The organism is Limnochorda pilosa (genome assembly GCF_001544015.1).
GTDB lineage: Bacteria > Bacillota > Limnochordia > Limnochordales > Limnochordaceae > Limnochorda > Limnochorda pilosa.
In genome coordinates this window covers 1,119,422-1,137,902 of record NZ_AP014924.1, presented here as the reverse complement: position 1 = coordinate 1,137,902, position 18,481 = coordinate 1,119,422, and the positions used below count along the sequence as shown (strand labels likewise).

The following is an 18,481-nucleotide window of genomic DNA, read 5'->3' as shown; positions in this document are numbered from 1 at the left end:
TCGTGCTCCGGTCGTGGCCGAAAGGCGGCCGGCGACGGGAGGTCCTTAGCTCCCCGCCCTGGCCGGACGGGCCTCAGGAGGCTCCTCGCCTGCCAGGAGCTCGGCGATGACCCCCGCCACCCGGCCCCTGTCCTCGGACGGGCCCATCCGGTACAGAAGCTCGTCGTCCACGGTCGATGCGTCCGCCGGCTCGTCGAAGACGGCCGCACCCTCCACCACGGCATCGACGCAGTAGGTCACCAGGCGCGGAAAGCCCGGCGGTGCCCCATCCCGGACAACCGCCTTCTCGAGCGGGACGATCACCACCAGGATGTTCTCGGGCTCCACACGGTAGATGGCCGCCCCCAGGTTCCGGGCCACCAACAGCACGTCGCACAGGCAACGGTTCGCGGGCTTCCCACAGCGCGGGCAGACAGCTTCGGCCATGCAACCTCTCCCCCTACCGCGTCGCTCTCAGCGCGTTGGGCTCATAGTTCGCCGCCGAGCCTCGCGGCACCTGCCGCGACCCCGGTCTCTCCACCGATGAGAGCGTCCAGCACAGGTACCATCAGATCCTGAGGGGTCACCGCCCTGCCCAGGACTTCCGAGACGCTGGCCACGCTCTCGGGGTTCCACGAGCCCGGATCACCAGCGGCCTCGTAGAAGGCGGCCACCTGCCGTAGCCGGTCCACGCCCCGGCCGGAAACCATCAGCGTCGCGTGGACCAGCACGGCCCCCCGGCGCTGGGCCTGGGCCGTCCCAGCCAGCTTCCGGCCCTCCACCACCAGGTTGAACCGGCCGTCACAGAAGCTGCCCGGTACCGCGCCTTCCCCTGCCTCCACCCCGTACGCCCGTCGAAGGGCCTGCTGCAGGCCCTTCAAGAGCAACCGGTACCCCGGCTCGGGCGCCGCCGGAACGTGCGGTACAGGGTAGCAGAGGGTGACGTTCAGCTCGTCCGGCCCATGGGGCACCGCGCTGCCGCCTGAAGCGCGCACCAGGACCGGCGCGCCCTGAAAGTCGGCCGGCAGCCCGCCGCGCCGTTGGAGCCTCCTGGCCTCGAAGCGCCCCAGCACCAGGCTGGGTCCGTTGAGCCAGACCCGCGCCACCGCGCCCAGGCGGCCCGCCGCCACCCGCTGGAGAAGGGCCTCCTCAAGGGCCAGTTTCTCCTCGGGCGCGCCGGACGAGCCGTCGATCCAAGCGGTCCACTGCGGGGCAGGCTCGGGGGTCGCCGTCCGGACCACTAGGCGCGGACCTCCCGCACCACCCAGCGCAGGTACTCCGGGTTCCCGCCTACCACGGGCAGGGCCGAGCTGGCCGGAACCTCGTAGCTGGAGAGCTCACGTACCCGCGCCACCAGGCGCTCCAGGACGGCCGCGCGGGTCTTCACCAGCAGCAGGACCTCGCCTTCCCGCTGCACCAGCCCTTCCCACCAGTAGAAGGAAGCGACGCCCCCGACCACGTTCACGCACGCCGCCAGGCGTTCCTCCACCAGCCTCTGGGCCATGCGTTCGCCCTCGTCCGGCGTGGGCGCGGTCACGTACACCAGGACCACCTGGGCCGCTTCGAGCGACGGGGTCTCTCCGCTCACCACGTGCCCGACGGGTTCCTCCTGCACGGCGATCCACCCTCCCTCTCCTCGCCGGGCACCACCGTCCGGCGTGCTGCCATTCTAGCGCAAGGGGTCTGATCCAGCCAGACCCGGAGGCGCCACAGGAAGTCCCGCCGCCCTTCCAGAAGAATGAGATGGAGCGTGCCGTGCCGGTGCTGGACCGGCAGACCCGGCGCCCACGGCGGGCAGGCCCGGCGTTCCGACTTTACAGATACGGGGAGGGGAAGGGCTTGGACGTCTACCGCAACTACATCGACGGCCGCTGGGTGGAGGCGGCCAGCGGCGCCCGCACGGAGGACCGCAACCCCGCCACCGGTGAGGTCCTGGGCCAGGTGGTGAAGGGCGGTGCCCGGGAGGCGGAGGAGGCGGTGGCCGCAGCCCGGCGGGCCTTCGACCGCTGGCGCCTCTACCCCGCGCCCCGGCGGGCCGAGATCCTCTTCCGGGCGGCCCAGATGATGGTGGAGAGGAAGGAAGAGCTGGCCCGGATGATGACCCGGGAGATGGGCAAGGTCCTGGCCGAGGCCCGGGGCGACGTCCAGGAAGGCATCGACATGACCTACTTCATGGCGGGCGAGGGCCGGCGCCTCGCGGGCCAGACGGTGCCGGCCGAGCATCCCGACAAGTGGGCCATGTCCGTGCGGGATCCGGTGGGGGTCGTGGCCGCCATCACCCCCTGGAACTTCCCCATGGCGATCCCCACCTGGAAGCTCATGCCCGCCCTGGTGGCCGGCAACACCGCGATCTTCAAGCCCGCCAGCGAAACCCCCATCCTGGCCTACGAGCTGGTGCGGATCCTGGAGGAGGCGGGGCTGCCCCCCGGGGTGCTCAACCTGGTGACGGGCCCCGGCTCCGAGGTGGGCGAGGCGCTCCTCAACCACCCGGACGTAGACCTCATCTCCTTCACCGGCTCCCTGGAGATGGGCCGGCACGTCCAGGAGGTGGCCGCCCCCAAGCTGAAACGGGTCCACCTGGAGCTGGGCGGCAAGAACGCCATCACCGTCCTGGCCGATGCGGACCTGGACCTGGCCGTGCAGGGTATCGTCTGGAGCGCCTTCGGCACCACGGGCCAGCGTTGCACCGCCTGCAGCCGGGTGATCGTGGAGCGGCCCGTGCACGGTCAGCTCCTGGAGAAGCTCGTCGCCCGGGTGCAGGCCCTCCGGCTCGGGGACGGGCTGGATCCTTCCACCGACGTGGGACCCCTGATCAACCGGGCGGCGGTGGAGAAGGTGGGCGAGTACGTCCGCATCGGCAAGGAGGAGGGCGCCCGCCTGGTGGTGGGCGGTGAGCCCGCGGCCGAGGGCGACCTGGCCAGAGGCCATTTCTTCCGCCCCACCATCTTCGACGGCGTCCGGCCCGACATGCGCCTTGCCCAGGAGGAGATCTTCGGCCCCGTCCTCTCGGTGATCACGGTGGACAGCCTGGAAGAGGCGGTGCAGGTGAACAACCGCGTGCCCTACGGTCTCTCCAGCGCCCTCTACACCCGGGACGTGAACAAGGCCTTCCGAGCCATGCGGGATCTTTCCAGCGGCATCTGCTACGTCAACGCCGGCACCATCGGCGCCGAGATTCAGCTCCCCTTCGGCGGGGTGCGGGGCACGGGCAACGGCCACCGGGAGGCCGGGATCGCCGCCCTCGAGGTCTACACCGAGTGGAAGGCCATCTACGTCGACTTCTCCGGCAAGCTCCAGCGCGCCCAGATCGACCCCGTCTCGTAGATCGATCCGTCCCACAGCATGCGTTGAAGGATGGCCGGCCGGCGGGTGATCCATCTTCCGCCGGCCGGCGCAGATAGAGGTGAGGTGCGGCAAAGGGGTGTCGGGACCCGAGGGGTGCGGGGCCGGAGGCAGGCGGTGGACGCGTGAAGCCGCGGGATGGCTGCCAGGGTCTGCCCGGCGACCCGGCGGCCGAACGCACGACGGTCTGGGCCGGTGACGATCCGCCCAGCGACGAGGCGCTCCTGGAAGCCGTGGCCCGAGGCGACGAGGGTGCGTTCGAGCGCGTCTACGACCGCTACGCCCCCGCCGTCTACGGCCATGCGCTCCGCCAGACGGGCGATCCCTCCCTGGCCGAGGAGATTGTCCAAAACACCTTCCTCTCCGTTTGGCGATCGGCGGTGGACTTCCGGCGTGAGCGGGGCAGCGGCCGGGTCTGGCTCTTCGGCATCGCCCGCCACCGCACCCAGGACCTGTTGCGGAGGCGACGGCGATGGGAGGTACACCTGGACGGGGTCCCCGAGCCGCAGGACGACGCGCAGCTCCAGCCCGCCGAGGTGGTGGAGCGCCGTCTCCTGCGGGAGGCGGTCCACCGTTCGCTGGACCGGTTGAGCCCCGTCTACCGGGACATCCTCCACCTCTCGTACCTGCGGGGGCTCAGCCACAGGGAGATCGCGCAGATGCTGGACCTCCCCCTGGGTACGGTGAAGAGCCGCATCCGACTCGGCCTCGAACGACTGAACCGCGTCTTCTGGGAAGGGGGTGGGCGGGATGGAGCTTGAGTGCCAGCGCTACCGGGATGATCTGGCCCTCCTGGCGCTGGACGATCCCGACTTCCAGCCCACCGCCGCCCTCCTGGCCCACGTGGACCGCTGTCCATCCTGCCGGGGCTTCCTACGTCATTCCCGCGAGAGCCTGGGCGGGCTCGTGCTGGAGGAGGCCACCGCACCGCCCCCGGACCTGAAGGTGCGGGTGATGGAAGCGCTGTGCGCCGAAGGTGGCGGCACCCCGGCTGGCCCTGCCACCCCGGCCGGGCAGGTCCGCCACGCCGGCCTTTCCTCGTCCGACGGGTACCTGCGGGGCGGCGCGGCGGCCCTCAGGACCACCGCGGGCCCGGCGCCGCCGAGCGCCCCCCAGGCGACGCACCCCGACGCCGCGGCCTCTTCGCCCGCTGGGGCCGCTGGCGGGCCGCCGCCATCCTGCTCCTGCTGGCCAGCCTGGCCGCCAACGGCCGTCTTGTGCTCGAAACATGGAAGCCCGGCGGGTCGCATTCCGAGGACGCCCTTGTCGCCCAGCTGGAGGCGCTGCAGGAGGTCCTCTTCGCGCCGGAGTACGTGGCACCCCGGGTCTTCGCCCTCGAGGGCGCCGGGTCGGATCCGGCGGGCAAGGTGGCCTTCTGTCGGGTCTCCGACGGTTCGTTCTACGTCATGGTGGCCAGCCGGGGTTGGCCACCGGACGCACCGGACCAGGGCTACCACCTGTGGCTGCAGGCCGGCGACCAGGTCATCGACGGCGGGCGGCTCACCTTCACCGGGGATCGGGGCCTGGCGGTCCTTGAGCTCCCTGAGCCCATTCCCGTGCAGGCCGTCCGCCTGGGTACCGGCCAGGGCTCGCCCATGCTCTGGACCCAGGTGGACGATCCGTGGCCGGCGCCCCGGGAAACCTGGTAGGCTCCCGGACCCTGGTAGCTTGGGCTCCTTCAGTCCAGCAGCCTGTGCTCGTCCAGAAAGGCTCGCACCGCGTGGGCGAACCGGTCCGGCTCCTCCACCATGGGCATGTGGCCGCTCCCCTCGAAGAGGACCAGCTTCGCCCCCGGGATGGCGGCCGCCATCACCTCGGCGAAGCGGGGCGCGCAGACCCGGTCGTGGCGGCCCCCCAGAACCAGGGTGGGGCAGCGCACCTCGTGCAACCGGGGCTCCAGGTCGTACTGCCTCATGGTCTCTCGGGCGAGGCGGCGGGAGACGGCCGGGTGCGGCAGCGACCCCTCCACCAGACGGCGGGCCCGCTCCACGTCCGTCCGGGCGAAGAGGAGCGCCCCGAAGACCCGGGCGAGCTCGCCGGCCAGCGCCGGTTGGGGACCCTCGAGCGCGGCGTCCGTCAGGCGGCTCCATGCGTCCTGGGGCACGTGGCGCCTCACGTTGGCCAGATACTCGTCGAAGAAGCGGTAGCTGGGGGCCGTGTTGCAGAGGATCAGGGCCGAGGCGCGGCCCGGGCAGCGGAGGGCGTGCTCCAGGGCGAAGAAGCCGCCGTAGGAGTGCCCGAAGAGGACCGGCTGGCCCAGATTGAGGCTCTCCCGCAGCGATTCCATGTCGTCCACCAGCTGCCGGTGGCTGATGGCTTCCAGGAGCCCCTCCTCGGACCGCCCGCTGCCCCGGTGGTCCCAGAGCACCCAGTGGATCGGCAGCCCCAGTGGCTCCAGTGCCTGCCGAAGGTACGTGTGGTCCAGGAGCCCCGGCGCGCCGTGGGGCGCCAGGACCGGCACCCCTTCCCCGACCTCGGTGTAGTGCAGCGTCACGCCACCGGCGGTGGCCCGCATGCCCCCTCACCTCGCGAGGTCCCCTTCGGTGCGATCCGCTGGCAGCCCTGCTGTCACGCCAGCGGCCTCCGGAAGCTCCGTACGATGGCGGTGCTGAGGGCGATGCCGGCCGCGATGGCACCCGCCGCGAGAAGGGCGTCGTAGAAGAGGCGGAAGGAACCCACCGTATCCCCCTGCACCACACCCAGGATGGCGCGGTAGACGGTGACGCCGGGCACCAGCGGGATGAAGCCCGGCACCACGAAGCTGGTGGTGGGAAGCCGGAAGGCCCGGGCGAAGAGGTAGGCCACCAGGCCCAGCACCGCCGCAGAGCTGAAGACGGCCAGCCCGAACCGCTCGCTGCGCTCCAGGATGAACACGTAGCTCCACCAGGTGACACCGCCCGCCATGGCGGCCGGGAGCCAGGCCCGGGCGTCCACCTGGAACCCCACCGCAGAACCCAGCGACAGGATCACCGCGAACCCCGCCGAGGTAACCAGCGGCACCCAGCCCACCGTGGAAACCTGAATCGGCACGAAGCCCCGGGCCAGGAAGAGCCCTGCGGTGGCCCCCAGCGCGAGGCCCGCAGCCTTCATCACCGCCTCCAGGCCCCGGGCCGTGGCCGACACCAGCTCGCCGTACATGGCGTCCTGGATGGACGCGGTGAAGGCCACACCCGGAACCAGCGTCATGATGCCCCCGGCGACGACCAGCCCCGAGTGGAGTTCCGGCCACCACACCCGCAGCAGCTGCGCCATGATCACCGACGTGGTTCCAGCCGCGAAGTAGTGAAAGAACTCGGGAAAGACGGTTCGTCCGATGAGGCGCAGGAGGAGCTGCACCACCACGTTGGCCAGGAAGGCGGGGATCAGGTCCAGGGTGGTGCCCCCCACCAGTACGGTTGCGGCAGCCGCGGCCACAGCGCCCGCCAGTACCGCCAGGGGGAGGCTCACGCTCGCTTGGGCCCGCAGGGACTCGATCTTCTGCTCCAGCACCTCCAGGCCGGCAGCACCCGGCCTCGCCTCCAGCTCCCGGGCCAGCGCGTTCAGGGCGCCGATGCGGGCCAGGTTCACGTCGCGGCGGCGGACGCGCCGGAGTATGGTCTCCGCCCCCGCCGCCGCCCCCGCGGAGAGGAAGAGGCCCGTGGGCGTCACGAAGCTCTGACATCCAGGGTACCCCAGGGCGGCCATCATCCTCTCCATGGTCTCCTCCACCCGGGAGACCTCGGCGCCCGCCTCGAGCATCATCTGCCCGGTGCGGGCTACCAGCAGCAGGGCGCGGGCTGCCGGCGGCCGCTCCTCGCGCCGCTCCGGGAAGATGGGTCCGGGATCCTGGCCTCTCTCGTCGGGCACGCCACCGCCTCCTCGATCCCCTGCCGTCCTCGCACCGTCGGGCCGCACCCATTGTAGCCCACCGCTCTCGCCGGAGGAAGCTCGACGTCCACGGCACCAGGGCCGCCGGCGCCCGGATGCGAGCGGAAGCGCCCGTCCAGGCGCAGGAGGGGATCCTCACCCGGCCGAGGAATGATGGAAACGGGAACCGATCGCGCCACCTGCGGCGGGTGCACCTGCGCCTCCGCGGGGCGCCCACGGAGGGATCGAGGTTTGAGCCGCGTCTTCATCACGCAGAGGATCTATCCAGAAGGTGTCCGCATCCTGGAACAGGCGGGCATCCCCCACCAGATGCGCCCCGACGAGAACCCACTCCCTACGGCCGATCTGATCGAGCAGGCCCGGGGGGTCGAGGCGCTCATCACCCTGGTGACGGACAGGATAGCCGAGGACGTCTTCCAGGCCCTCCCGGAGCTGCGGATCGTGGCCAACGTGGCCGTGGGCTACGACAACATCGACCTCTCCGCGGCCACCCGGCACGGGGTCGTGGTCACCAACACGCCCGACGTGCTCACGGAAGCCACGGCCGACATGGCCTTCGCCCTGATGCTGGCCGCCGCCCGGCGGATCCCTGAGGCGGACCGCTTCGTGCGCGAGGGTCGCTGGCACGGCTGGACGCTGATGCAGGAGCAGATGGGCGTGGACCTCTACGGGCGGACCCTGGGGATCTTCGGCATGGGGCGCATCGGCGCCGCGATGGCCCGCCGGGCCCACCACGGCTTCGGCATGCGCATCCTCTACACCAACCGGTCCGCCGCGCCTGCGGGGCTCGAGCAAGAGCTCCAGGCAGAGCGGGTCCCCTTCGAGCGGCTCCTGTCCGAGTCGGATTTCGTCTCGATCCACGCGCCCGCCACGCCCGAGACCCGGCACGTCTTCACCGCTGACGCCTTCCGGCGGATGAAGCCCACGGCCATTCTGGTGAACACCGCCCGGGGCCCGCTGGTGGACGAGGCCGCCCTCGTGAACGCCCTTCGCTCCGGCGAGATCGCGGGGGCCGGGCTCGACGTCTTCGAGGAGGAGCCACAGGTCCATCCCGGCCTCCTGGAGCTCACCGAGCGGGTGGCCCTCGCCCCGCACCTGGGCAGCGCCACCCTCGAGACCCGCACGCGCATGTGCGTCATGGCCGCGGAGAACGTGCGGGAGTTCCTCCAGGGCCGGCGGCCAGCCAACGCGGTCAATCCCGAAGTGCTGGCAGGCTGACGCTGACTGAAGGAGGCTCCTCATGCCTCGCCCTTCCCGGGAATGGAGCCGCACCTCGAACACCCGGCGCTCTGGCCCGACGTCCACTCGAGCCCGATCGTGGCATCGCGGGACGAGCTGGCACCCCGCCTCCCGCCCCGGCCGGCGTCCTGGCAGCACCTGCCATTGCTTGACACCTCCATAATTAGCACGCTACTATAACACCAACAACTCTTCACGTCTCAGGGGCCACGGTCATCGATGCAGGCGGAGCCGCGCGCGACCTTCCTGGCCGTCCACTCGGTCACCCTCTCCTTCGGCGGGATCCACGCCCTCCAGGATGTCAGCCTGGAGGTGAGCCCCGGCGAGATCGTCTCCCTCATCGGCCCCAACGGCGCCGGGAAAACGAGCCTCGTCAACTGCATCTCAGGCTTCTACCACCCCCAGCGGGGCCGCATCGTCTTCCAGGGAGACGACGTCACCCGCTGGCCGCCTCACCGCATCGCCACCCTGGGTGTGGGCCGGGCTTTTCAGAACGTGGAGCTCTTCGGGCGCCTGAGCGTGCTGGAGAACCTCACCCTGGGCCGCCACCGACACCTGGGCTACTCCCTCCTCCAGGCGCTCGGCTACTACGGCAGGGCGCAGAGAGATGAGGTGACCGCCCGGCGCCGGGTGGAGGACGTGATCGACTTCATGGAGCTCGAGCCGTACCGGCACCAGCCCGTCGCCTCGCTCCCCTACGGGGTGCAGAAGCGGGTGGAGATGGCCCGGGCCTTGGCCCTCGAGCCCCGGCTCCTCCTCCTGGACGAGCCCATGGCGGGCATGACCGTTGAGGAGAAGGAGGACATGGCCCGTTTCATCCTGGACGCCAACGCCGAGTGGGGCATCTCGGTGCTGCTCATCGAGCACGACCTGGCCGTGGTCATGGACCTGAGCCAGCGGGTCTTCGTCCTCAACTTCGGACGGCTCATCGCCGCGGGGTCCGCCGCCGAGGTGGCCGCGGATGCCCACGTGGTGGAGGCCTACCTGGGCGAGGAGGCGGTGGCCCCGTGACCCCCGATCCCCGGCTCCTCCAGATGACCCTTCCCCAGATCCAGGCCCTCCGGGCCCGGGAGTGGGGCGACCGGCGCCCGGCCCTGCGGGAGAAGGAGTTCGGCGTCTGGCAGGAGGTGAGCTGGGGCCGCTTCGAGGCGCTGAGCCGCGCCGCCGGCATGGGGTTCCGGGCCCTGGGCCTCCAGCCCGGCGAAAAGGTAGCCGTGCTGGCCGACAACATCCCCGAGTGGTTCTACACCGAGCTGGGCGTCCAGGCCGTGGGCGGCGTGGTGGTGGGCGTCTACTCCTCCAGCGTGCCGCGCGAGGTCGCATACAGCATCCAGGCCTCCGACGCGGTTTACGCGGTGGCCGAGGACCAGGAGCAGGTCGACAAGCTGCTGGAGGTGCGGCGCGAGATCCCGGCCGTCCGCCGCGTGATCTTCGAGGACCCGCGGGGCCTGCGGGCCTACCGCTCGGACCCCTGGCTCCTGAGCTTCGAGGAGCTCCTGGACCTTGGCCGGAAGGAGGACGCCGCCCAGCCGGGCCTCTTCGACGACCTGCGCCGGAAGGGCGACCCCGGCGACGTGGCCGTCTTCTGCTTCTCCAGCGGCACCACCGACCTCCCGAAGCCGGTGATGCTCACCCACCGGAACTTGGTGAGCATGGGGTACCACTTCACGGCCATCGAGGGCTTCCGCCCCACCGACGACTACCTCTCCTTCCTCCCCCTGGCCTGGATCGGCGAGCAGATGATGGCCGTCTCCACCGGACTTGTGGCGGGCTTCACCGTCAACTGCCCCGAGGAGGTGGAGACGGTGGACCACGACCGGCGGGAGATCGGCCCCCACCTGATCTTCAGCCCGCCCCGGGTGTGGGAGGCGTACGTCCGCCAGATCCGGGTGAAGGTGGAGGACAGCACCCGCCTCAAGCACTGGTTCTTCGCTGTGGGGATGCGGGTGGGCGAGCGGGCGGCGGACCACCGGTTCCAGAAGAGGCCGCTCCCCTGGTACCTCTGGCTTGCCCACCGCTTCTTCCGCCTGACCCTGTACCGCCTGGTGCAGGACCGGCTGGGCTTCCTGCGGCTCCGCAAGGCCTACACGGCCGGGGCCGCCCTGGGCCCCGACGTCTTCCGCTTCTTTCACGCGCTCGGCGTCAACCTGAAGCAGGGCTACGGCCAGACCGAGGCCGCCGGCATCTTCTGCTTCCACCGGGACGACGACGTCGCCTTCGACACCGTGGGCATCCCCTACCCCGGAGCCGAGGTGCGGATCAGCGACGAGGGCGAGGTGCTGGTGCGGGCGGACTCGGTCTGCCGGGGCTACCACGGCCGGGAGGAGGAGAGCCGGGAGCTGCTGGAGGGCGGGTGGCTCCACTCGGGCGACGCGGGTTACCTCGACGAGCGGGGGCACCTGGTGATCATCGACCGCCTGCGGGACGTGATGCGCACCGCATCCGGCGCGGTCTTCAGCCCCCAGTTCATCGAGAACAAGCTCAAGTTCAGCCACTTCATCCGGGAGGCGGTGGTCTTCGGCAACGAGCTCCCCTACATCGCCGCGCTCGTCAACATCGACCCGGCCACCGTGGGCAAGTGGGCCGAGGACCGGAAGCTCACCTACACCACCTACCTCGACCTCTCCCAGAAGGAGCCCGTCGCCCGGCTCATCCGGGAGGAGGTGGAGCGGGCGAACGCCACCCTCAAGCCCGAGCACCGGATCCGCCGCTTCGCCCTGCTTTACAAGCTCCTGGACGCGGACGACGAGGAGCTCACCCGCACCGGGAAGGTGCGCCGGGGCCTGATCGGTGAGCGGTATCGCACCCTCTTTCACGCCCTCTACGACGGCAGCAGCCAGGTGGACGTGCGGGTGGCCTACACCTACCAGGACGGCCGCACCGCCGAGATGGAGCTGGCCGTCCCCATCTGGACCGTGGGCGACGAAGCCCTGGAGGTGACCAGCCCTGGACTTCCTGCTGCAGCTCGTGGTTAACGGCGTGGTGGTGGGCTCGATCTACGCCCTGGCAGCTCTCGGCTTCGTGCTGATCTACAAGGCGAGCCGGGTGATCAACTTCGCCCACGGCGACTTCCTGGCCCTGGGCGCCTTCGTGGCCCTGGCCTTCAGCGACACGCTCCGCCTCCCCTTCGGCCTTGCCGTGCTGGCCACCCTGGCCGTCTTCTTCCTGATGGGGCTCGGGGTGGAGCGAGCGGTGCTGCGGCCGCTGATCGGCAAGGAGATCATCGCGGTCATCATGGTGACCATCGGGCTTTCCAGCATCCTGAAGGGGCTCATGTACCTGGGTTGGGGCGCGGGCTACTTCGTCTTCCCGCCCTTCCTGCCCGACGAGCCCATCGTGGTGGGCGGCGTCTACCTCTCCACCCTCCACCTGGCGGCGCTGGCCGCCTCGGCTCTCTTCCTGGTGGTCTTCAACCTCTTCTTCAGCCGGAGCACGCTCGGCATCTCCATGCGGGCTGTGGCCGACGACCAGCAGGCGGCCCTCTCCCTGGGGGTCAGCGTGCGGCGGATCTTCGGCATCAGCTGGGCGATCGCCCTGGTGGCGGCGGTGGCCGCCGGCATCGTGGTGGGCAGCATCACCAGCCTGAGCACCGAGGGGCTGAGCGCCATCGGCATCCTGGTCTTCCCTGCCGCCATCGTGGGCGGGCTGGACAGCGTGCCCGGGGCCGTGGTGGGAGGTCTCCTCATCGGCATCCTGGAGAACCTGAGCGCCGGCTACCTGAGCCCACTGTTGGGGGTGGGGGTGCAGCAGGTGGTCCCGTTCGTCGTCCTGGTCCTCATCCTGATGGTGAAACCCTACGGGCTCTTCGGCACGGTGGAGATCGAGCGGGTCTAGCCCTGGCGCGGAACGGCGCCGGGCCCAGGCGGGGGGATCGAGGTGCAGCTCACGGCCTGCGGCAACTACAAGGTGCGCTACCAGGACGATCTCACCGTCTTCCCCAACGCCACGGGGCGCCTCTTCGTCGCGGGGCTCCTCCTGCTCCTGAGCCTGGTGCCCCTGCTGCGGAGCGACTACCTGGTCTACCTGGCGACCCTGGTGGGCATCTTCGTCATCGGCACCCTGGGGTTGAACCTCCTCACGGGCAACACGGGGCAGATCTCCCTGGGCCACGGGGCCTTCATGGGCGTGGGGGCGTACGTCACCGGCATCCTCGCGGGTCAGGGCCTTCCCTTCTGGCTGGCGCTCCCGCTGGCAGGGACCGCTACCGCCGCGGTGGGCGCGGTCTTCGGCATCCCTTCCCTGCGGGTGAAGGGCCTCTACCTGGCCCTGGCCACCCTGGCGGCCCAGGTGATCCTGCAGTTTGGGTTCAACCTGTACGATTCGGGGGGCGGCGGGACCTCGTACCTACGCGTGGGCGATCCCACCCTCTTCGGCCTAAGCCTGGGCTCCGATCGGGCCTTCTACTATCTGGTGCTGGCCGTTACCGCCGTCTTCGTCTTCGCGGCCCTCAACCTGCTCCGGAGCCGCTTCGGCAGGGCCTTCGCCGCAATCCGCGACAACGACCGGGCGGCGGCGGCCATGGGTGTGGACGTCTTCCTCTACAAGCTGCTGGCCTTCTCGATCAGCTCCTTCTACGTGGGCGTGGCCGGGGGGTTGTGGGCATACCTGTCGGGGGTGGTGTCGGCCGAGCGGTTCACCCTGACCCTCTCCATCGAGTACCTAGCCATGATCATCGTGGGAGGCATGGGGAGCGTCATCGGCTCGATCCTGGGCGCGGTCTTCATCACCCTCCTGCCCGAGGGGCTGCGGGTGGGGGCCGACCTCCTCTCCCAGGCGATGCCCGGCGTTTCGAACCTTTTCATCGGGCTCCGCTACGCGGTCTTCGGCCTGGTGGTGGTGGGCTTCCTCGTCTTCGAGCCGCAGGGGCTGGCGGACCGGTGGCGGGTGATCAAGAGCTACTTCAACCTGTGGCCGTTCCGGTACTGAACCCGCCTGCCCGGAGGGGCTCCGGTGCCTTCCCGCAGGCCACGTCGACCCCACGCGGGCTTGGCCGCGAAGGCTTCACGTGCACACAGACACAGAACGGAGGGAACGATGGTGGTTCGAATCAGGGCACTCGCAAGCTGGCTGCTCCTTCTGCTCTCGGCCGTGGCGGTTCCCGGCCCGGCCACCGCCCAGCAGACACCCGAGGTCACCTTCGGGCTCATCGGGACGTGGACCGGCCCCACCAGCGACGCGGGCCGCCACTACGCCGACGGGGCGCTCCACTTCTTCCGCTGGCTGGAAGCGGAGCAAGGCGGCATCGTCCAGACCGACCGCTTCGGGCCCGTGCGGGTGAAGCTCGTCTGGTCCGACGACCAGTACAATCCCCAGCTCACCCTCTCCACCTTCCGCCAGTTCAGCTCCCAACAGAACCTGGTGGGGCTCATCACCTGGGGCACGGGGCCTAACCTGGCCATCAAGGAGGAGGTCAACAAGGCCCGCGTCCCCACCCTGTCGGCGTCCTTCCACAAGGGTCTGCTGGATGAACCGGGCGAGTACGACTTCTTCCTCAGTATGACCTACGACGACCACATGCAGGTGCTCCTGGATTACGTGGAGCAGCTCCACCAAGGATCCAGCCCGCCGCGCGTGGCCTTCAACGTCCACCCGTCGCCCTACGGCCGCTCGCCTCTGGCCGCCGGCAAGGCCTATGCCGAGGCGAGGCAGATGCAGGTGGTCGCCTCCCAGGAGATGGCCGCCGACATCCTCGACGCCACCAGCCAGGTCCTGGACCTGCGTCGCAACCGGGCGGAGTACGTCCTCTTCCAGAACGTGGCCTCGCCCCTCTCGGTCTTCCTGCGGGACGCCCGCCGGAACGGCCTGCGGGCCACCTTCCTTGGGATCCACTACGCCGGCGGCGAGGAGCTCCTCCACCTGGCCGGCGCCAATGCGGACGGCTTCATCACCACCTCCGCGTCACGCACCTGGTATGAGGACGTGCCCGGCAACGCGCGGTTGAAGCAGATGAACGACCGTTTCAGCCCCGAGGAGCAGGTGCGCCCGCCCCACTACGCTCAGGGAGCCGCCACGGCCATGGTGCTCATCGAAGCGCTGAAGCGTGCGCCCACCCTGGACGGGGCAGGCGTGAAGGCGGGGCTCGAGACGCTGAGGGCCTTCGACCCCCAGGGCCTCGCCCTGCCGGTGACCTTCACGCCCGAGCGGCATGCGGGAGCCGACCAGGTCCTCCTTTACCGCCTCAACGCCCGGACCAACCGGCTGGACTTCATCGGCGAGTTCGCGCCGGCGCACTAGGCTGAACGCGCCTCTCGCCTGCCCGGGCGCCGGTGGTGCGGCGCCCGGGCACGGGCAACGAGCCCGCGAGCATGGGGCAAGCCCAGGAGGGATGGACCATGGCCACACCGGAACCCGCCATCGTGCCCGCCAGCCCGTCCGCAGAAGACGTGCTGGTGGTGAACAACATCGAGGTGGTCTACCACGACGTCATCCTGGTCCTGAAGGGCGTCTCGCTCCGGGTACCGCAGGGGCGGATCGTGACGCTTCTGGGCACCAATGGGGCGGGCAAGACCACCACTCTGAAGGCCGTCTCGGGCCTGCTCCTCACCGAGGACGGCGCGGTGCGGAAGGGCTCCGTCGAGCTGCAGGGCCGGCGCATCGAGAGCACCCCGGCGGAGGAGATCGTCCGGCGCGGCGTGGTGCAGGTGCTGGAGGGCCGGCGCATCTTCAAGCACCTCACCGTCGAGGAGAACCTGCGGGTGGGTCTCTTCGCCCGGCGCTCCCGGGGCGCCGTCGTTCGGGAGGACCTGGATCGGGTCTACCACTACTTCCCCCGCCTGTCCGAGCTGAGGGGGCGTCTCGCCGGCTACGCCTCGGGCGGCGAGCAGCAGATGCTGGCCATCGGCCGGGCCCTCATGCTCCACCCCACCCTCCTCCTCCTGGACGAGCCGTCCCTGGGCCTGGCACCCCTCCTGGTGCAGGAGATCTTCGGGATCGTGGAGCGGATCAACCGGGAGGAGGGCACCACCATCCTGCTCGTGGAGCAGAACGCCCGGATGGCGCTGCGGACGGCCCACTACGGCTACATCATGGAGAACGGACGCATCGTCCTCGAGGGCGAATCGGCCTGGCTGCGGGAAAACCCTGACGTGAAGGAGTTCTACCTGGGCCTCACCGAGAGCGGCCGGCGGAAGAGCTACCGCGAGGCGAAGGCCTACCGGCGGCGGAAGCGGTACATGTGACCGGTCAGCAAGAAGGGATCTACGATCCTTGCGTCGGATTATACTAAAACACGACTTGTGGTACCAAAGCGCGCACGGTTTGCTTGAAACCGTTGCTCGCGGTTCGCACGCGACGGGCCACTGGGGGCCTCTCGATGGAAGCGACGGAACGGGGCGTGCGGCATCTGCCGTCAGATGCCGCGGCCCTGAGCGACCAGCTCTTGGCCGGGGACAGGCGTGCCCTGGCGCGCGCCATCTCGTACGTGGAGGACGATCACCCGCTCAAGGGCGACCTTCTTGCCCGCCTCTACCCTCATGCGGGGCGAGCATACACCGTGGGCGTCACCGGCGCCCCCGGCTCCGGGAAGAGCTCGCTCATCAACCAAATGGTCTTTCAGGCCCGCCGCGAAGGTTTGCGGGTTGGGGTCGTCGCGGTGGACCCCACCAGCCCCTTCACGGGGGGCGCCTTCCTGGGGGACCGGGTGCGCATGCTGGACCACACCCTGGACCCCGACGTCTTCATCCGCAGCATGAGCGCCCGGGGCAGCCTCGGCGGGCTGGCCCGCACCACGTGGGAGGTCATGCAGGTCCTGGACGCGGCGGGGTACGGGCTGATCCTGGTGGAGACGGTGGGCGTGGGCCAGTCCGAGTGGGCGATCGCCCAGGTGGCCGACACGACGCTCCTGGTGCTGACTCCCGCGTCGGGCGACTCGATCCAGACCATCAAGGCCGGCGTCATGGAGATCGCGGACCTTTTCGTGGTCAACAAGGCGGACCTGCCCGGCGCCGACCGGGCCCAGGCCGAGGTGCGGGCCACCCTGCAGCTCGGCCCGAAGACGGACTGGACGCCGCCGGTGCTCCCGGTCGTCAGCACCGAAGGTGAGGGCATCGACGCCGTGTGGGAGGGGATCCTGGGCCACCGCCGCTTCCTCGAGGGCGCAGGTCTCCGGGAAGAGCGGCGGCGCCGCCAGCTCCAGCACGAGCTCGACACGCTCCTGGGCCTGGAGGTGCACGAGCGTCTCCAGCGGTTCCTGGCCGAGGGCCCGCAGCGGGAGGCAACGCTGGATCGCATCAGCCGGCGCGAGGAGGCACCCACCCTGGCGGCCCGGCGGCTGGTGGACCTTTTCCTCGACAATCCCCCCCACGGCAACGGGAGGCGAGGCAACGATGGCTGACGCCCTTCACACGGATGCGCCGGGGCGCGGTCCCTCGGAGGTGGAGGCCGCCCGGCAGGCGTTTCAGGAGGCGCTCGCCCGGTACCGGGACGTCCTGGCCCGGAGCCAGGAGCGGGACGCCCTCTTCACCACCATCTCGGGCGACCCGGTGGAACCCCTCTACGTCCCCGACGATCCCGGGCCGGACTACCTGGAGAAGCTGGGCTTCCCCGGCGAGTACCCCTACACCCGGGGGATCCACCCCAACCTGTACCGGGGTCGCCTCTGGACCATGCGCCAGTTCGCGGGCTTCGGCACCGCCGCGGAGACCAACGCCCGCTTCAAGTACCTGCTGAGGAACGGTCAGACGGGCCTCTCGACCGCCTTCGACATGCCCACCCTCCTGGGGTACGACTCGGACCACCCCCGCTCCCTGGGCGAGGTGGGTCGCGAGGGCGTGGCCATCGACTCCCTGGAGGACATGGAGACCCTCTTCGACGGCATCCCCCTAGGCGAGGTCTCCACGTCGATGACCATCAACGGCCCGGCGGCCATCCTCTGGGCCATGTACCTGGTCACCGCCGAGAAGCAGGGCGTGCCGCTGGAAAAGCTCCGGGGCACCATCCAGAACGACATCCTCAAGGAGTACATCGCCCAGAAGGAGTGGATCTTCCCGCCCGAGCCCAGCGTGAAGCTGGTGGTGGACACCATCGAGTTCGGTGCCGAGCGGGTGCCCCAGTGGAACCCCGTCTCCATCAGCGGGTACCACATCCGGGAGGCGGGCTCCACCGCCGCTCAGGAGCTGGCCTTCACCCTGGCCGACGGTTTCCACTACGTGGAGGCCTGCCTGGCCCGGGGGCTCGACGTGGACGCGTTCGCATCCCGCCTCTCCTTCTTCTTCAACGCCCACATGGACTTCTTCGAGGAGATCGCCAAGTACCGGGCCGCCCGGCGGATCTGGGCCCGGCACATGCGGAAGCGCTACGGCGCCAGGGACCCCCGCTCCTGGCGGCTCCGCTTCCACACCCAGACGGCCGGCTGCTCCCTCACCGCCCAGCAGCCCGAGGTGAACCTGATCCGGACCGCCTACGAGGCGCTCGCGGCGGTGCTGGGCGGCACCCAGTCGCTCCACACCAACTCCATGGACGAGGTGCTCTGCCTGCCCACCGAGCACGCGGTCACCCTGGCGCTGCGCACCCAGCAGGTGCTGGCCCATGAGACGGGTGTGGCGAACTCGGTGGATCCGCTGGGCGGCTCCTACCTGGTGGAGGCCCTCACCGACCGCCTTGAGGCCGAGGCCGAGGCCTACTTCGCCAAGATCGAGGAGACGGGCGGGGTCGTCGCGGGGATCCGCGACGGCTTCTTCCAGAGAGAGATCGCCGACGCCGCCTACCGCTACCAGCAGGAGGTGGAGCAGGGCCGGCGGCTCATCGTGGGCGTCAACGCCTTCCAGCAGGAGGAAGAGAAGCCCGTGGAGATCTTCCGCATCCGGCCGGACCTGGAGCGGGAGCAGGCTGAGCGGGTGCGGCGGCTCCGCTCCCGGCGCGACGGCGAGGCCGTCCGGCGGGAGCTCGCCCGCCTGCGCCGGGCCGCGGAGCGGGACGAGAACCTGATGCCCTACCTGATGGACGCGGTGCGGGTCTACGCGACCGAGGGCGAGATCGCCGACGCCCTGCGCGAGGTCTACGGCGAGTACCGGGAGGCGGCGGTGGTCTGAACCTGCCGGGGGACGAGGGGGAGGAA

At 70.4% G+C, this 18,481-nt stretch carries 18 protein-coding genes; 13 read left to right on the top strand and 5 right to left on the bottom strand.

From position 1 onward, the window contains the following. Positions 1-45: 45 nt before the first annotated feature. From LIP_RS04990 to cutA, 3 genes are read right to left on the bottom strand one after another with little or no spacing between them, the layout of a single operon-like run. Positions 46-426, bottom strand: coding sequence for a hypothetical protein (locus tag LIP_RS04990; protein WP_144440338.1), 381 nt, complete (start codon positions 424-426; stop codon positions 46-48). A gap of 41 nt (positions 427-467) precedes the next feature. Then, complete coding sequence (locus LIP_RS04985; protein WP_068135125.1) at positions 468-1,220, bottom strand: lipoate--protein ligase family protein; 753 nt, start codon at positions 1,218-1,220, stop codon at positions 468-470. Continuing rightward, positions 1,220-1,594, bottom strand: coding sequence for a divalent-cation tolerance protein CutA (gene cutA / locus LIP_RS04980; RefSeq protein WP_198409732.1), 375 nt, complete (start codon positions 1,592-1,594; stop codon positions 1,220-1,222). Before cutA ends, LIP_RS04985 begins: the two co-directional genes overlap by 1 nt. 224 nt (positions 1,595-1,818) lie before the next feature. Here cutA and LIP_RS04975 point away from each other — a divergent pair, with 224 nt between their 5' ends. The 3 genes from LIP_RS04975 to LIP_RS04965 all read left to right on the top strand — a co-directional run bounded on the left by LIP_RS04975 (position 1,819) and on the right by LIP_RS04965 (position 4,970). Next, on the top strand, positions 1,819-3,303 hold the full coding sequence (locus LIP_RS04975) for an aldehyde dehydrogenase family protein (RefSeq protein WP_068141558.1): 1,485 nt from the start codon (positions 1,819-1,821) through the stop codon (positions 3,301-3,303). Positions 3,304-3,446: 143 nt separating this feature from the next. After that, positions 3,447-4,082, top strand: a complete 636-nt coding sequence (locus tag LIP_RS04970; protein ID WP_068135121.1) for an RNA polymerase sigma factor — start codon at positions 3,447-3,449, stop codon at positions 4,080-4,082. Positions 4,083-4,286: 204 nt separating this feature from the next. After that, positions 4,287-4,970 carry a hypothetical protein gene (locus LIP_RS04965; RefSeq protein WP_068135118.1) on the top strand — a complete coding sequence of 228 codons (684 nt, stop codon included), beginning with the start codon at positions 4,287-4,289 and terminating at the stop codon, positions 4,968-4,970. A 29-nt stretch (positions 4,971-4,999) separates the two neighbouring features. On the opposite strand, the gene LIP_RS04960 is transcribed toward LIP_RS04965, so the two are convergent. Further along, a complete protein-coding gene (locus LIP_RS04960; protein ID WP_068135115.1) occupies positions 5,000-5,836 on the bottom strand; it encodes an alpha/beta fold hydrolase in 837 nt (278 codons plus the stop codon). 53 nt (positions 5,837-5,889) lie between these two features. Then, a complete protein-coding gene (locus tag LIP_RS04955; protein WP_068135113.1) occupies positions 5,890-7,167 on the bottom strand; it encodes a threonine/serine exporter family protein in 1,278 nt (425 codons plus the stop codon). A gap of 252 nt (positions 7,168-7,419) precedes the next feature. Here LIP_RS04955 and LIP_RS04950 point away from each other — a divergent pair, with 252 nt between their 5' ends. The 10 genes from LIP_RS04950 (at position 7,420) to LIP_RS04910 (ending at position 18,455) form a co-directional block, all read left to right on the top strand. Next, the gene (locus LIP_RS04950; RefSeq protein ID WP_068135110.1) at positions 7,420-8,406 is read left to right on the top strand and encodes a 2-hydroxyacid dehydrogenase; all 987 of its coding nucleotides are present in this window, start codon (positions 7,420-7,422) and stop codon (positions 8,404-8,406) included. A gap of 6 nt (positions 8,407-8,412) precedes the next feature. After that, positions 8,413-8,607: a DUF4058 family protein gene (locus tag LIP_RS20430; protein ID WP_407936398.1), complete on the top strand. Its 195-nt coding sequence runs from the start codon at positions 8,413-8,415 to the stop codon at positions 8,605-8,607. Between the two features lie 39 nt (positions 8,608-8,646). Then, a complete protein-coding gene (locus LIP_RS04945; protein ID WP_068135106.1) occupies positions 8,647-9,438 on the top strand; it encodes an ABC transporter ATP-binding protein in 792 nt (263 codons plus the stop codon). 23 nt (positions 9,439-9,461) lie between these two features. Continuing rightward, a complete protein-coding gene (locus LIP_RS04940; RefSeq protein ID WP_068141555.1) occupies positions 9,462-11,402 on the top strand; it encodes an AMP-binding protein in 1,941 nt (646 codons plus the stop codon). Further along, positions 11,374-12,261 carry a branched-chain amino acid ABC transporter permease gene (locus tag LIP_RS04935; protein WP_068135104.1) on the top strand — a complete coding sequence of 296 codons (888 nt, stop codon included), beginning with the start codon at positions 11,374-11,376 and terminating at the stop codon, positions 12,259-12,261. The genes LIP_RS04940 and LIP_RS04935 overlap by 29 nt, the downstream gene beginning before the upstream one ends. A gap of 42 nt (positions 12,262-12,303) precedes the next feature. Continuing rightward, complete coding sequence (locus LIP_RS04930; RefSeq protein WP_198409729.1) at positions 12,304-13,353, top strand: branched-chain amino acid ABC transporter permease; 1,050 nt, start codon at positions 12,304-12,306, stop codon at positions 13,351-13,353. Positions 13,354-13,461: 108 nt separating this feature from the next. Continuing rightward, entirely contained in the window at positions 13,462-14,661 is a 1,200-nt protein-coding gene (locus LIP_RS04925; RefSeq protein ID WP_068135099.1) for an ABC transporter substrate-binding protein, read from the top strand. Between the two features lie 98 nt (positions 14,662-14,759). Then, positions 14,760-15,605, top strand: a complete 846-nt coding sequence (locus LIP_RS04920) for an ABC transporter ATP-binding protein (RefSeq protein ID WP_068135096.1) — start codon at positions 14,760-14,762, stop codon at positions 15,603-15,605. A 134-nt stretch (positions 15,606-15,739) separates the two neighbouring features. Further along, complete coding sequence (gene meaB, locus LIP_RS04915) at positions 15,740-16,759, top strand: methylmalonyl Co-A mutase-associated GTPase MeaB (protein WP_082725879.1); 1,020 nt, start codon at positions 15,740-15,742, stop codon at positions 16,757-16,759. After that, on the top strand, positions 16,752-18,455 hold the full coding sequence (locus LIP_RS04910; RefSeq protein WP_082725878.1) for an acyl-CoA mutase large subunit family protein: 1,704 nt from the start codon (positions 16,752-16,754) through the stop codon (positions 18,453-18,455). The genes meaB and LIP_RS04910 overlap by 8 nt, the downstream gene beginning before the upstream one ends. Positions 18,456-18,481: the final 26 nt, after the last annotated feature.